Raw genomic sequence first — 13,862 nt, 5'->3', positions numbered from 1 at the left:
CAGGCTCCTCAGATCGCGCGCATGGCGGAGGCGACGATGCGGCCGTCGAGCATGTCGATGCGGCGCTTCGCCATGTCGGCGTGGCTGGGCGAGTGGGTGACCATGATGATCGTCGCGCCCTCGGCGTTGAGGCCGGTTAGGATGTTCATTACCTGCTCGCCGTTGGCGGTATCGAGGTTGCCGGTCGGCTCGTCGGCGAGGATTAGTTTGGGGTCGCCGACGATCGCGCGCGCGATCGCAGCCCGCTGTTGCTGACCGCCCGAGAGCTGATGCGGATAATGCCGCGCCCGGTGGGCAATGCTCACCTTGTCCATCGCCGCCGCGACCCGTGCGCGCCGATCGCCCGCGTCCTTGCGGTAGGCGAGGCCGAGCGCGACGTTCTCCTCGATCGTCAGCTCATCGATCAGGTTGAAACTCTGGAACACGAGGCCGAGCGTCGCACCGCGGAACTGCGCCAGCGCCTTTTCATCGAGCGCCGCTAGGTCGCGATCGCCGAACAGGTAGCGTCCGCCCGTTGGCCGATCGACCGTGCCGAGCGTGTTGAGCAGCGTCGACTTGCCGCAGCCGGACGGCCCCATGATGGCGACGAACTCGCCGGCTTCGACATGGAGGTCGATGTCGTGGAGCGCTGTCGTCTCCACCTCGTCGGAAACGTAGCGGCGTTGGATGTTCTCGAGACGGATCACGGGTGGTGCCCTTTCGGCCTAGCGGATGTTGAGGAGGTCGCCCTCCACGGACGTGGTTGCGGAAGTGACGATGTGGTCGTCGGGCTGGAGCCCCGACAGGATTTCGACCTGCTCGGGATTGCGCCGCCCGGTGCGGATTGAGCGACGCCGGGCATGGCGGCCATCGGCGTCGAGGACGAAGGCCGACGATCCGCCACCCGCGTCCAGCCAGCCGCCGGTCGGTGCGGCGAGGGCGGGCGCGGTGCTTCCCAGCGTGATACGGATCTCGAGTGTCTGCCCGCGGTTGAGTCCGAACGGCGCCGCGTCATCGAACGTCAGTTCAACGCGGAAGCGGCCGTCCTTGACGCTCGGCAAGACCTTGGAGACGGTGACGCGGACGCTATCGGCGCTCGCCTTCTGCCCGACTCGCACGCGGCCGAGATAATATTCGTCGACATCGGCCTCCAGCTTCCACGAACCCTCGCTGTCGACCTGGCCCGCAGGGTCGCCGGGCTTGAGCGTCTGTCCGGGCTGGATGGTAAAGTTGGTCAGTCGCCCCGCGGCCGGCGCGCGGACGACAAGTGCATCGAGGCTGGCGCGCACGGCGGCCAGATTACCGCTTAGCCGCCCGCGCGTGTCGTCGAGCCGCCGGCTCTGCGTAGCCGTGATACCCGCTTCCGCCGCGCTCCCGGAGCGGAGGTGCGCCAGCCGCTTCTCCTGATAATCAGCTTCGGCCGCATAGCTCTTGATGCCCTCGTCCGAGACGAAACCCTGGTCGTGGAGTTGTTGGCGGATCGACAGGTCGCGGCGTGCCTTGATGAGATCATAGTTCGCCTGCGCGACCTGCCCTGCGCGATCGAGCCGGTTGCGCTGAATGCCCAGATCTTCGCCGGCGACCTGACCGAGCTGGCTTGCGATTGCCGCCTCGCGGGTCAGCACATCGAGCTTGAGCGTGGGGTTGGCGAGCGTGGCGAGCGGCTGCCCGTCCGCAACCATCGTCCCGTCCTGCACCAGCAGCTTCTCGACCTGCCCGCCCGACAGCACGCCCACCAACGTCGTGACGCGGGGCACAACGGTCGCGCGCACCGGGAGGTAATCGGCGAACGGAGCGAGCTGGACGGTGCCGGTTTCGATGTCGCTAGCGGCGATGTCGGTGGATCCGCTGGCAGGAAGGAAACGCCACACGAGGAGGACGGCCAGCATCAGGCCAGCGGCAATCAGTATGCCGCGCCGCCGCCACCAGGGTGTTGGGCGCCGCTCTACCCGGCGATCCATCGCGGCACCGGGCGAGGCGGTTGCTTGTGTCGGCTGTTCGGTCATCATGCGGACAGTCTCACCGAACATGGCCCGAAAGCCTAAATGACTATGAAAGAACGACTTTCCGAAGTACCGAACAGGAGTGGCCGTCCATTTGCGGACACGCCGTCCACGAATGGACGGCTAATGGACAAGTCAAGCGGAACGGCGATCCTGCTGATCGACGACAATCCGGCGATCGCGCGCGCACTCGACATCGCACTTCGGATCGCCGGGCATCGGCTCGATACGGCAAGCGGACCGGAGGAGGTCGCGGCTCGCGCAACGGCACTATTCCGCGATCCTCCTCGACATGAACTTCAGCGCCGGCGCGGCCGATGGTGAGGAAGGACTGGCTTGCCTGCGCCGGATCGTCGCCGACGACTCGCAGGCATGTGTTGTCGTCATCACCGCCCATAGCGGCATCCGTATTGCCGTCGCCGCCATGCAGGCTGGTGCGCGCGATTTCGTCATGAAGCCTTGGCGCAACGCCGAGCTAGTCGCAAAGCTGGAGGCGGCGATGGCGCGGAAGCCGGCAACTTCGCCCGCACTGGTGCAAGAAACCGTCGGAGCGCCGACCGTGCTGATCGGCGAGAGCCGGGCGATGCACGAGCTTCGCGGGATGATCCGCCGGGTCGGGCCGACGATCGTCGGCGTCACCGTGACTGGCCCCGCCGGCAGCGGGCGCACGCTGGTGGCGCAGGCGATCCATGCGGCCTCGTCGGACGCGAGCGATCTCGTGCCCCGCATCGATCTGCGCCGTGACGACCATCTTACGCGGGTGGGAGAGGCGACCGGCACCGTTATTCTGCGCCATGCCGACCAGCTCGATCGGATCGCGCAGGAAGGGTTGCTCGATCATCTTCAGCCGGGTGTCCGCTGCATCGCTATCGCGGACTCGATTGAGCCATTGGTGCCCGCCTTGCGCCGGCGCATTGCGACGATCGAGGTAGCGGTGCCCCCGCTCGCCCGGCGCGGCGAGGACGCCGTGATGCTCGCCCGCCATTTCGCCCGTCTCGCTGCCGAGCAGTTCGGCAAGCCCAATATCGGGCTGACGCAGTCCGCCGAGGCAGTGGTGCGAACAGCCACGTGCGACGATGAGGTGCGCGGCCTCGCTCTTGCCGTGGAGCGGGCGGTGATCCTGGCTGACGACGGGCTGATTGACGCGGCCTTGCTCGCCCCCCCTGCCAGCGCCGAACCCGCGACCGCGTCCGGCGAGGTGAGCTTCGACCTGACCGATGCCGAGCGGGCAATGATCGAGGCGGCGTTGCACCAGCATCGCCACAACGTCACCCATGCAGCCGACGCGCTGGGTCTGAGCCGTGGCGCGCTTTACCGGCGCATGGCACGCTATGGCCTCTAGGCGTGGCTGGCGGGCCATCGCGTGCGCGATCGGACTCGTCGGCTGCGGTGTCGCGGCCGGTGCGGCCTGGCGGGGCGGGCTATGGGGGTCGCTGACGGGCGCGGTACTGACCGCGACCTGGCTCGGCGTGCTGACTTGGTGGCTTGTGGTCGAACGAGCCTCCACACCGCCATTCGCACACGAAGCATCGCGGGAGGTAGCAGGCGATCGCCTGGTGCTGGATGCGGCGCCGACGCCGATCGTAATAATCGAGGGTTTGAGCGTGCGCGTATTAAACCGCGCCGCTCGCCGCCTTTTCGGGGCGGACGATCGGGTTGTGCCGACGCCGCTCACGCTGACGCGATCCAACGAACATTACCTGCGTCATGAGGGCCGGCAGTATCGGATCGATCGGGTGGCACTTGGTGGGATCACGGCCGAACGCTCCGTCGCGGCGCTGATCGACGTCGAGCAGGAGGAGCAAGTCGCCGAGGCCCGAGCGACGGCGGAGATGATCCATATCCTTGGTCACGAATTGCTGAATGGCCTCGCTCCGATCGTGTCGCTGGCAGAAAGCGGAGAAGCGGCGCTCGATCTGCCGGACCCCGATCCGGCGCTGCTGCGCGAAATCCTGGCGACGCTTGCCCGGCGTGCCGAAGGCTTGCAGCGGTTCGCCAAAGGCTATCGCGACCTTGCGAGGCTACCCGTGCCGCGCCGAACTCCCACATCCCTGTCGGAAATGGCCGATGATCTGGCGCGCCTGTTCACAGGGCGATGGCCGCACGTCGCGCTGATAGTCCAGGTCGCAAACGGCCTGGACTGGCCGCTCGATCGTGACCAGCTTCATCAGGCGCTATGGGCGGTCCTCCAGAACGCCGCCGAAGCCGTGACCGTCGGCGGTGACTTGGAGCCGCGCGTCACGCTGACGATCCGCCTCAGGGCAGAAGAAATGATCGCGGAGGTACAGGACAGCGGCGACGGCATTGAGCCGGAACAGGCCACCCGCATCTTCCGACCGTTCCACACGACCAAAGCGGATGGGACGGGAATTGGACTAAGCTTGGCTCGTCAGATCGCCCTTGCACATGGCGGCGCGCTTAAGGTGCTACCTACAATGCCGACCACCTTTCGTATGATCGTTCCGCTTTCCCCCGGCTGACCTTTCCCGATTGGGAAGGTCGGATGGGCAATACCGGTTCCAAGGCACGATGCGGGTTCGTGCCCGTTCAAGCTTTCCCAAAATCCGCTCCCAATTGAATTTTCTCGAAATGGTCTATTGGACACGGAGTTATGAGAATGCGGCGAACGGTTTTAACGGCCGGTTTCGCCGTCGCGTGGTAATCGATAAACCGGCGAGATCAATCGCACTGCAGATCAGCAGTTCCGACCAACCCAATCGGCGGCTTCCATCACGAGCGGACGTCCATCGTAGTGCATTTGACCGCCTGGCTTTGGTCGACGCCAGCCGGGTCGGTCTACCGTCAGCGAGCACCCAAGGCCGGACGTTAAGACCGCGACCCAATTCCCAGTTCCAGCCATTCGTCCAGGATAAATCAGCAACCGCTCGGGACCGTCGCTCTCAGTATTCTTTCAGCCTTTTGTTCAACCTAGATGCTTCCATTCATTATGTTTTAGGAGCCGCCCTTCATTGGTAGGCGATGAGTATGGGACGTGTCTGCAGCGGATGCCGCGATGGCGTGGACTTCGAAATTCCGTTTGCCATGGCTTTTCAACCTATTGTCGATGTCGAAACTGGACACGCGTTTGCCTATGAGGCGCTGGTTCGCGGCGTGGACGGCGCTGGCGCGTCTCAAATCCTTTCCCGCGTGACCGAAACCAATCGCTACGCCTTCGACCAGGCTTGCCGGGTCAAGGCGATCGAGACGGCTATGGCAGGGGGCCTCATGCAAAGTGATGCCAGGTTGTCGATCAACTTCCTGCCAAACGCGGTCTACTCTCCGCTCGCTTGCATTCAGCTAACGCTTGCTACCGCGCGTCGCGCGGGCTTGCCCATCGACAGGCTAATCTTCGAATTCACGGAGAATGAGCAGATGGGCTCGCCCGAGCACGTCTCGTCGATCATAGACACCTACAAGCAGATCGGCTTCACGGTAGCCGTCGATGACTTCGGTGCGGGGCATTCGGGTCTCGACATGTTCGCGAGGTTTCACCCGGACGAAATCAAGTTGGACATGGAGCTGGTTCGCGGGATCGACCAGGACCGCCGCCGCCAAGCGATCGTGCGCGCGGTCGTCCGGATGTGCGAAGAGCTAAAAACTCTCGTCATTGCCGAGGGCATCGAGAATGCTCAAGAAGCGTTGGCACTACGCGAGCTAGGCGTGAGGTACCAACAGGGATACTGGTATGCGCGACCGCAGCTGGGCGTGCTGCCAGACATTAGCCGTGAGGCCTTCGCCCCGTAACTTGCGGACATCCGCCGTGACCCAAAGGCCGAAGTTGGGGGGCGGCTTCAGCGCTTCCGGAAGCAGACGGCCATTCATCTGCCTGATCCAGCGGACGAGCTTAAGCGCCAGCTAAGTCCCCGGCCGAGAAACACGCATTGATCAAGCGGAGAATTCACGCTGAGCTTCAACACTGCCGCGGTCATCCGCCTCGTCGGCGCGCTCATACACGAGCAGAACGATGGATTGGTTGCTATCGCGCCGCCACATGACGCTGGCAATGATTGGCACGTTGAGTGATGACCCGCCTATCGGCCAGCAGTACTGGAAGCTGATCATCCGCCCTGCTGAGAATCAGGCATTTCTACCCCACGCCATGGGTGACTACCGTCGCGAGCAAAGCATCGCGTCGATCCGTCGGGTGTAAGCAGCTTCTGGGTATCGGTATGTTATTAAGAGTCTTGCGATAATCGTGATGCATGCTTGGCCTCTTGGCATCCGTCTTCATTTGCATGGAGAACATGCACGATCCCCGTCTGATTGCGGCGGCCGGCATCGTCTGTGCAATTGGTATCTATGCGTCGTTCGCGATCGCCCATCACGCGGCACGCGCAACGGGTAAGAGCCGCGCGCTCTGGGGCTTCGTGAGCGTAATTTCCAGCGGATGTACGGCGTGGGCGACGCATTTCATCGTGCTGCTCGCTTTCAAGCCGGGGATGCCCTCGGCTTTCGAGCCGGTGCTGACCATTGTATCGCTGATATCCGCAATCGTCGGCATTGGCGGCGGTGTCTCGATTTCCATACGTAGCCGTCGTGTCCGAATACATTTTCTCGCCGGCATCGTGCTGGGCCTGGGGATCGTAGCACTCCACTATGTCGGTCAAGCAGCGTATCTCGTTCAAGGCACGATCACCTGGAACCTGAGGTTGGTGATCCCGTCGGTCCTTGTCAGCCTGCCGCTTTCCGGCTTGGGCATGGTTGCGGCCGGGAGCCGATCCCGGCGTGTCAGGCGAGTTGCCGCCCCGCTGCTACTATTCTCGATCGCCGTGCTGCACTTCTGCGGGCTGGCGGCAATGAGCCTGCGCTTCGATCCGGCGAAGGCCTTTCCTTCGGACGCGGTCTCGCCCGCATCTATCACGCCTGTGGTGGCCGGCGTATCGCTGGCCCTGATCGTCCTCGCGCTAACAGGATGGCGCTTCGACCTCGCTGCGATCGCTCGCCTCCGGCGAGACCGACGCAGACTTCGTGAGTTGGCCGACGTTGCCCTGGAAGGGTTGCTCATTTGCCAGGGCGATGCGATCGTCGCCGCGAACAACAGCATCGAGCAGCTCGCCGGTTACGAAGCGGGTGAACTGGCTGGTGCCAGCGTAGAGGCTCTATTCCCCAAGGTCGATTTCTCTTCCTTCCCCGAACGGGAAGAGCGTGAGGCGGGGCTCGTCATGCTATCCGGTCGGATCGTCCCGGTCCGTGTCCTGCGATGCGAGCTGACTCTTGGCCACAAGATCCAGACCGTGATCGCGGTGCGGGATCAGCGTGAGCGACTTCGGACCGAAGCGAAGATCCGCCGACTTGCCTTCAATGATTCGCTCACCGGCCTGTTGAATCGCGGCAGCTATGTCGATCGCTTGCGCCACCTTACCGACTAATGCACGCCTCTTGCGCTGTTAAGTATTGATCTGGACCGCTTCAAAGCCGTGAACGATCAGTTTGGCCACCTGATCGGCGACGAGGTGCTTAATCAAGTCGCGGAGCGGTTGAGGTCTCTTGTTGAGCCGGGTGATATCGTTGCTCGGGTCGGGGGGGACGAGTTTGCGATCATCTTGATCGGTGAGGCCGCTTCAAAGCGGGCGAGGAGCCTTGCTCAAAAGGTCACCGAGCGTCTCGGCGAGCCGTTCCCTGCCGGGCAAGTTGTCGCGTACTGCGGAGCGACAGTGGGTATCGTCCTGGCTCCCGACGACGCGACGACGACCAGCGAGTTACGCCAATGCGCGGACCTCGCGCTATACCGCGCTAAGGAACGCGGGCGCGGAAGCATATGCTGCTTTGATCCGCGGATGGACGAGGCGTCGCGCGATCGACGCACGCTCGAGGGCGATCTTCGAACCGCTGTAGCCAACGGCGACGTAAAGCTTGTCTACCAGCCGATTTTATCGGCGCTGACCGGCGAGATCACGAGCGTCGAGGCACTCGCCCGGTGGTCTCATCCGAAAAAGGGACCGATCCCGCCCGACATCTTCATCCCATTGGCTGAAGAATGCGGACTGATCGGAACGCTCGGCGAAGCGCTATTGCGGCTTGCATGCTCCGACGCCGTGTGGTGGCCGTCCAGCGTTCGCGTCGCGGTCAATCTTTCACCGCTGCAGTTTCAGGCCGGCGATCTTTCCGCGACAGTGCGGAGCGTGCTTCAAGACACAGGGCTGGCCGCAGAGCGCCTTCAGCTCGAGGTGACCGAAGGCCTCGTCATCCGCGATGTCGACCGAACATTCGCGGAGCTCGAACGTCTAAGGGCGTTGGGCATCCAGATTCTCATGGATGATTTTGGCGTTGGCTATTCCTCCCTCAGCTATTTTCAGCGCTTCCCGTTCGACAAGGTGAAGATCGACAAGTCTTTCGTCGATCACATCACGACCTCGCGCGCGTCACGCGCGATCGTCCAAGCCGTGGTCGGCCTGGGCGAGCAGCTCGGCATGGGGATTGTGGCGGAGGGTGTCGAAACGGAAGAGCAGATGCATGCTCTGGTCGCCGCCGGCTGCACGCATCTGCAGGGCTACCTTTTCAGCAAGCCTCTTACCACAACTGAGATGGACGAGAGGTTGTCTGCCCTGCTCAATGACGGCGTCGATAGGGCTGGTAGAAGAAGCGCGCGTGCTGCCTGACGATTACTCAACGAAACGACTCGATGCGCAATGGGGCTGGAAAAAGCGCCGCCTTGATGCTCGGTCACCACGGAAATGCGCTCAGATCTGCGCGCTGTAAGTAGAAGATTTCCGATTGCGATAGGGTACAGCGCCGACTTTTGTCGAATGGTGCTGTTTTGGAAGGAACGGTTAACCAGCCAAGGTTATGAAAGCCGTCCATATTTATATTGGAATTGGGCGTGAAGGCGGCGCAGATCCGTGTCGAAAATACTGCGTCCGACCGACAGGTTCTCCGGGCGGCTGTCACCCTTCTGTTCGCGTTGTCGACCGGCCTCGTGTGCACCATCCTCGCCCGCCTCGGCCCGATGCGCTCCTACGGCGACACGCTTTCCTGGATCAATACCGGCGCGGTAGTGATCAGTCTGATCGCTTTGGCGCGCGGGGCTCCGCTTGCAATCCGGGAGATGGCGGAGCGGCGGCGCTATGCAGCGAGTGCCCTCGATTCCCGCCGGCAAATCGAGAACCTCTTCCAGATGACCGATATGCTGCAAAGCGCGCTCGGCTATGATGATGCCAATGCCGTCCTGCGTGCCACCGCCTCGCAATTGCTCGCCGGCTTTGGCGGAGCGCTCTACGTGTTTAACAACTCGCGGGATCGGCTTGACCTCTCGACCTGCTGGGACTGGCCACAGGACCATCTTCCGCCGGACACGGTGTCGCCTTCCCACTGCTGGGCTCTCAAGCGGGGCAAGCCGCACGTCAATCATGTCGGGGCAACCGCGCTCCGGTGCGAGCATCTCACCGCCGACGTCCTGGTCCTCGAAATTCCGATGATGGCGCGCGGCGAAGTCTATGGCCTCCTTTGCATACAATCCGGAGGCGAAGCGGGTGAGGTGCATCTCGGCGAGATCACGCCACTCGCAGCGGCCGTCGCAGATGCGATGTCGCTCGCGCTCTCCAACATCTCCTTGCGGGAGAAACTGCGAACCCAAGCTCTGCGGGATCCGCTAACCGGACTGTATAATCGTCGGTACATGGAGGATGTCCTCGAGCGGTGCGTCAATCTCTCAGAACGTAATGGCAGCGCGCTTTCGGTCGTGATGATCGATCTCGATCATTTCAAACTGCTCAACGATGAGCACGGCCATGCGCTCGGGGATGCCGTCCTTCGCGAAGTCGCAGGCGCCATCGTCGGCGCGATCCGCCCCTGCGATGTCGCCTGCCGCTACGGTGGAGAGGAGCTTCTCGTCATTCTGCCGGATTGTTCGCTCGACGATGCAGCGACTAAGGCGAACGTCCTGCGGGCACGGATCGAAAGCCTTTCCGACAACCACCAATGCCGGGTCACAGCATCTTTCGGCGTCGCCAGTATGCCCGATAACGCCACGAAGGCCAGTGAACTCGTGGCTGCTGCGGATGGAGCTTTGTATGCCGCCAAGCAGTCTGGACGAAATCGGGTAGTCGCTGCAGAGCGCCGCAACGTCGTCGTCGTGGACAGCATCACGGCACTGGCTGGTAAGGCGCGATCTGGATGATCGGTCCCAAAGGTTAAAGTGGCCATGCTCACACCCGCCACACGTCACTCGTTGAGCGCCGTGTTTGGGCGCGACGACCCACTAGAGGACGTTCGCGGCCCGTTTCCGATTTCCCATCATCGCGCATTCATTATAGGATGGCCCGCCCCTTCCTCTCGGCATCGAGTACGATGCCGGTGTTGGTAGAGGGAAGGAGCAGACCGATGTCTATTGTGATCCTCGGCGTTGAGCTGGGCGAGAACTCGTGCAGCATCGTCGGAGTGGATGCCGCCGGCGCGATCATGACGCGCCGCTCGATGCGTCGGCAGACGCTGATCGACTATGTCCTGAAGCTACCGGCTTGCGTCGTTGCGATGGAAGCATGCTGCGGAGCTCACCACCTCGGACGCCTGTTCGTCGCCCGCGGCCAAGAGGTTCGGCTAATGTCGCCGGAGTATGTCCGCCCATATGTGAAGGCGCATAAGAACGACGACCGAGATGCCGAAGGAATCGCTGAGGCCGCATCGCGCCCGACGATGCGCTTCGTCGACCTAAAGAGCGAGGAACAGCTCGATATCCAGACTCTGCACCGGGTGCGATCGCGCCTGGTCGCGGAGCGCACGAACCTGATCAATCAGCTGCGCGCGATCCTGCTGGAGCGCGGTATCATCTTCCCGGCTGGCCGGCGCAAGTTCGAGCTGGGTCTGGACGAGATGCTTCTTGACCACGGCGAGTCGGTGTCGCCCCGCGTCCGCAAATTGGCCGACGAGCTTCGCGCAGAATGGCGATCGCTGGACGCCAGGATCGAGGCACTCAATGGCGAGTTCGTCGATCTGGTGCGCCGCGATGACGCAGCCCGGCGGCTGACGTCGATCCCCGGCATCGGCGTGCTGAACGCGTCTGCCCTGGTCGCGGCGGTCGGCAACGCCAGCGGCTTCAACAAGGCGCGGGATCTTGGTGCATGGCTCGGCCTCGTTCCCCGGCAGCACACGACCGGCGGCAAACACCGACTACTCGGCATCTCCAAGCGCGGCAACACCTACCTGCGCACCCTGCTCATCCATGGCGCGAGGGCAGCGCTGCCGTCGCATTCGGAAGCCGATACGCCGTTGGGAAAGTGGTTGAAGGCGATGCTCGAGCGGGGCGTTCATCGTAACGCGGTTGTCGCGGCGCTGGCCAATAAGCTGGCGCGGATCGCCTGGGCAACCTTACGCAACGGCACCACCTTCGAGCGCGGCTATACCGCAGCGGCGTGATCAGATCGGCGGCGCACCCATACGCGCTTAGCCCACGAGGTTTGCAGGAAGGATCGTAAAGATGGCCTGACAGTCAATCGGCATTCGGAAAGCCCGGCACATGAATTGGCACTCGATGCCGTACTTATTATGGGGCTCTGAACGCGCGGATGTCCATCTTGGCCGTGTGCTCACCCACGAGACCGCATACGTTGACGCAGACTAATCAGATCTCCTCAACATCCAGCTTACCAACGGGGCAGGCCATACGTTACTGAAGCGACGAACATCTCAGCCCAGGCCCGCGGCTACGCTATGACGCTCGGCATCTGGTCGGAAGCGCAGGTCGCTGCGTGGCGCCCGGTCGTCGATGCCGTCCATCGGCGCAACGGTCGGATCTTCCTCCAGCTCTGGCACACCGGTCGCATCTCGCATTTCGATCTGCATGGTGGCGCGCTTCCGGTCGTGCCGTCCGCAATCGCGGCGGAAGGACAGGCCTTCACAAACGACGGCCTGAAGGATTTCGTTACCCCCGCGCGCTCGAAGCCGCCGAGATCCCCGGCATTGTCGAGGATTACCGCCACGCCGCCCAGCAGGCGAAGGCGGCCTTCGACGGAGTCGAGGTCCATGCCGCAAACAGCTATCTGCTCGAGCAGTTCATCCGCGACAGCACCAACCGGCGGACGGACGAGTATGGCGGCTCTATCGAGAACCGCCTGCGCTTCCCGCTCGACGTGGTCCGTGCCGTGGCGGAGGTCTGGGGCGCGAAGCGGGTGGGCATCCGCATCTCGCCGGCGACGACCGAGCCCGGCAAGTCGCCGCTCGACGGTCAGCCCGAGCAGACGTTCGATGCGTTCGTCGACGCGCTGTCCGAGGTAGGCCTGCTCTGCATCCACGATATCGAAGGCGTGACTTGGCAGACGCAGGACCTGCCGAACGGCATCGACTTCCAGAAGCTGCGCAAGCGCTTTGGTGGCGCCTACATTGGCAACAATCAGTACACGCTCGATCTCGCGGAGGAGACGCTGGTCAATGGCGACGCCGATCTGTTCAGCTTCGGCCGCCCGTTCCTCGCCAATCCCGATCTCGTCGAGCGCCTGCGTACCGGCGCCCCACTCGCTGAGGCGCCGAAGCACTATTGGTATGGAGGAGGCTCGGTCGGCTACTCGGACTGGCCGGGCATGAGCGGACCAATCCCGCTTGAGTGAGACAATCTCCGCTTGACGCAAGGGCGTTGGTGGGCGGGCAAGGGGTGCCTGCCCCCATTCGGCGTTGAGGGACGTTCAGACAATCCAGTCGCTTTTCCGATCCCGGCCGAGCCCCTGCTGAGACGGAGAAGAGACATGCGCGCACTATGCTGGCACGGAAAGGGCGACGTCCGCGTCGACACCGTCGCGGACCCTGAAATCAAGCATCCGCGCGACGCGATCATCAAGGTCACCGCATGCGCGATCTGTGGATCGGACCTTCATCTGCTCGATGGCTATCAGCCGACAATGGAGGCGGGTGACATCCTCGGCCACGAGAATATGGGCGAGGTGGTGGCTCTCGGGTCGGAAGTCACTAATCTCAAGATCGGCGACCGCGTGGTCGTACCGTTCACGATCAGCTGCGGCGATTGCTGGTTCTGCAAAAAGGGCCTGTTCGCCGCCTGCGATCGCACCAACCCCAACGCCGAGATGGCCGCAAAGGCGATGGGTCACTCACCCGCCGGCCTCTTCGGCTTCAGCCACATGCTCGGCGGCTATTGCGGCGGTCAGGCGGAGTATTTGCGCGTGCCGATGGCCGATATCGGCCCGATCAAGATCCCCGACAGCGTCACCGACGATCAGGCGCTATTCCTGTCCGACATCTTCCCGACGGGCTATATGGCCGCAGAGAATGCGCAGATCGACCACGGCGACACCGTAGCGATCTGGGGCTGCGGCCCGGTCGGTCAGTTCGCCATCCGCTCCGCGCTGATGATGGGGGCCGCCCGCGTGATCGCGATCGACGAGGTGCCCGAGCGCCTTGCCATGGCCGAGGCCGGCGGCGCCGAGACAATCAACTTCGCAGAGACCGACGTCTATGACGAGTTGCAGGCGCGCACGAAGGGACGCGGGCCGGACAGCTGCATCGATGCTGTCGGCTGCGAGGCCGCCGCTCACGGGGCAGCAGACGCCGTAATAGACAAAGTGAAGGCAAGCATGTTGATCGCCACCGATCGGGTCCACGTGCTCCGACAAGCGATCATGAGCTGTCGCAAGGGCGGGACGGTCTCCGTGCCCGGCGTTTACGTCGGCATGGGAGACAAGCTGCCGATTGGTGCGGCCATGAACAAGGGGCTCACCCTCAAGCTCGGCCAGACCCATGTGCAGCGCTACACCAAGCCGCTGCTGGAGAAGATCGAGGCTGGGGAGATCGATCCCAGCTTCGTCATTACCCATTCAGCCAGCCTTGAGGACGCACCCGAGATGTACGCGAGGTTCCGCGACAAGGAGGACGGCGTCATCAAGGTGGTCATGCGCCCGCACGGCTGAGCCGCGTATCTCGGATCAGGAAAGCGTCGTG

12 protein-coding genes and 1 pseudogene are annotated in these 13,862 nt (G+C 63.2%); 11 read left to right on the top strand and 2 right to left on the bottom strand.

The features are described 5' to 3' along the window. Nucleotides 1–8 precede the first annotated feature (8 nt). Both K8P63_RS04755 and K8P63_RS04750 read right to left on the bottom strand, forming a co-directional pair. Entirely contained in the window at nucleotides 9–686 is a 678-nt protein-coding gene (locus tag K8P63_RS04755) for an ABC transporter ATP-binding protein (RefSeq protein WP_223798705.1), read from the bottom strand. A gap of 18 nt (nucleotides 687–704) precedes the next feature. Beyond that, nucleotides 705–2,009, bottom strand: a complete 1,305-nt coding sequence (locus tag K8P63_RS04750; RefSeq protein ID WP_223798704.1) for an efflux RND transporter periplasmic adaptor subunit — start codon at nucleotides 2,007–2,009, stop codon at nucleotides 705–707. A gap of 142 nt (nucleotides 2,010–2,151) precedes the next feature. On the opposite strand from K8P63_RS04750, the gene K8P63_RS04745 reads away from it, so the two are divergent. From K8P63_RS04745 to K8P63_RS04700, 11 genes and pseudogenes are all read left to right on the top strand, one after another. Continuing rightward, entirely contained in the window at nucleotides 2,152–3,324 is a 1,173-nt protein-coding gene (locus K8P63_RS04745) for a sigma-54-dependent transcriptional regulator (protein WP_398288844.1), read from the top strand. Beyond that, nucleotides 3,284–4,462 (top strand): sensor histidine kinase, encoded by a 1,179-nt coding sequence (locus tag K8P63_RS04740; RefSeq protein ID WP_223798703.1) that lies wholly within the window; start codon nucleotides 3,284–3,286, stop codon nucleotides 4,460–4,462. The genes K8P63_RS04745 and K8P63_RS04740 overlap by 41 nt, the downstream gene beginning before the upstream one ends. 505 nt (nucleotides 4,463–4,967) lie before the next feature. Continuing rightward, nucleotides 4,968–5,726: an EAL domain-containing protein gene (locus tag K8P63_RS04735; protein WP_223799734.1), complete on the top strand. Its 759-nt coding sequence runs from the start codon at nucleotides 4,968–4,970 to the stop codon at nucleotides 5,724–5,726. A 220-nt stretch (nucleotides 5,727–5,946) separates the two neighbouring features. Beyond that, nucleotides 5,947–6,132, top strand: a complete 186-nt coding sequence (locus tag K8P63_RS04730) for a hypothetical protein (protein WP_223798702.1) — start codon at nucleotides 5,947–5,949, stop codon at nucleotides 6,130–6,132. A gap of 94 nt (nucleotides 6,133–6,226) precedes the next feature. After that, entirely contained in the window at nucleotides 6,227–7,351 is a 1,125-nt protein-coding gene (locus K8P63_RS04725) for an MHYT domain-containing protein (protein WP_223798701.1), read from the top strand. 48 nt (nucleotides 7,352–7,399) lie between these two features. After that, nucleotides 7,400–8,581 (top strand): putative bifunctional diguanylate cyclase/phosphodiesterase, encoded by a 1,182-nt coding sequence (locus tag K8P63_RS04720; protein ID WP_263282686.1) that lies wholly within the window; start codon nucleotides 7,400–7,402, stop codon nucleotides 8,579–8,581. Between the two features lie 221 nt (nucleotides 8,582–8,802). Beyond that, on the top strand, nucleotides 8,803–10,098 hold the full coding sequence (locus K8P63_RS04715) for a sensor domain-containing diguanylate cyclase (RefSeq protein ID WP_223798700.1): 1,296 nt from the start codon (nucleotides 8,803–8,805) through the stop codon (nucleotides 10,096–10,098). A 203-nt stretch (nucleotides 10,099–10,301) separates the two neighbouring features. Continuing rightward, nucleotides 10,302–11,333, top strand: coding sequence for an IS110 family RNA-guided transposase (locus K8P63_RS04710; RefSeq protein ID WP_223798699.1), 1,032 nt, complete (start codon nucleotides 10,302–10,304; stop codon nucleotides 11,331–11,333). 294 nt (nucleotides 11,334–11,627) lie between these two features. After that, nucleotides 11,628–11,705 (top strand): annotated as a pseudogene (locus K8P63_RS20725) (hypothetical protein); the annotation flags it as partial. Between the two features lie 17 nt (nucleotides 11,706–11,722). Then, entirely contained in the window at nucleotides 11,723–12,520 is a 798-nt protein-coding gene (locus tag K8P63_RS04705; protein WP_263282713.1) for an oxidoreductase, read from the top strand. 135 nt (nucleotides 12,521–12,655) lie between these two features. Continuing rightward, nucleotides 12,656–13,831, top strand: coding sequence for a zinc-dependent alcohol dehydrogenase (locus K8P63_RS04700; RefSeq protein ID WP_223799732.1), 1,176 nt, complete (start codon nucleotides 12,656–12,658; stop codon nucleotides 13,829–13,831). Nucleotides 13,832–13,862: the final 31 nt, after the last annotated feature.

Origin of the sequence: Sphingomonas nostoxanthinifaciens (assembly GCF_019930585.1) — a bacterium.
GTDB classification, from domain to species: Bacteria; Pseudomonadota; Alphaproteobacteria; order Sphingomonadales; family Sphingomonadaceae; genus Sphingomonas_I; species Sphingomonas_I nostoxanthinifaciens.
This window is presented reverse-complemented; position numbering and strand designations above follow the sequence as displayed.

Coding starts and splice junctions, on each gene's coding strand:
- K8P63_RS04725 (WP_223798701.1), top strand. CDS start 6,227: ATGCACGATCCCCGTCTGATTGCGGCGGCCGGCATCGTCTGTGCAATT.
- K8P63_RS04700 (WP_223799732.1), top strand. CDS start 12,656: ATGCGCGCACTATGCTGGCACGGAAAGGGCGACGTCCGCGTCGACACC.
- K8P63_RS04750 (WP_223798704.1), bottom strand. CDS start 2,009: ATGTTCGGTGAGACTGTCCGCATGATGACCGAACAGCCGACACAAGCA.
- K8P63_RS04735 (WP_223799734.1), top strand. CDS start 4,968: ATGGGACGTGTCTGCAGCGGATGCCGCGATGGCGTGGACTTCGAAATT.
- K8P63_RS04730 (WP_223798702.1), top strand. CDS start 5,947: ATGGATTGGTTGCTATCGCGCCGCCACATGACGCTGGCAATGATTGGC.
- K8P63_RS04710 (WP_223798699.1), top strand. CDS start 10,302: ATGTCTATTGTGATCCTCGGCGTTGAGCTGGGCGAGAACTCGTGCAGC.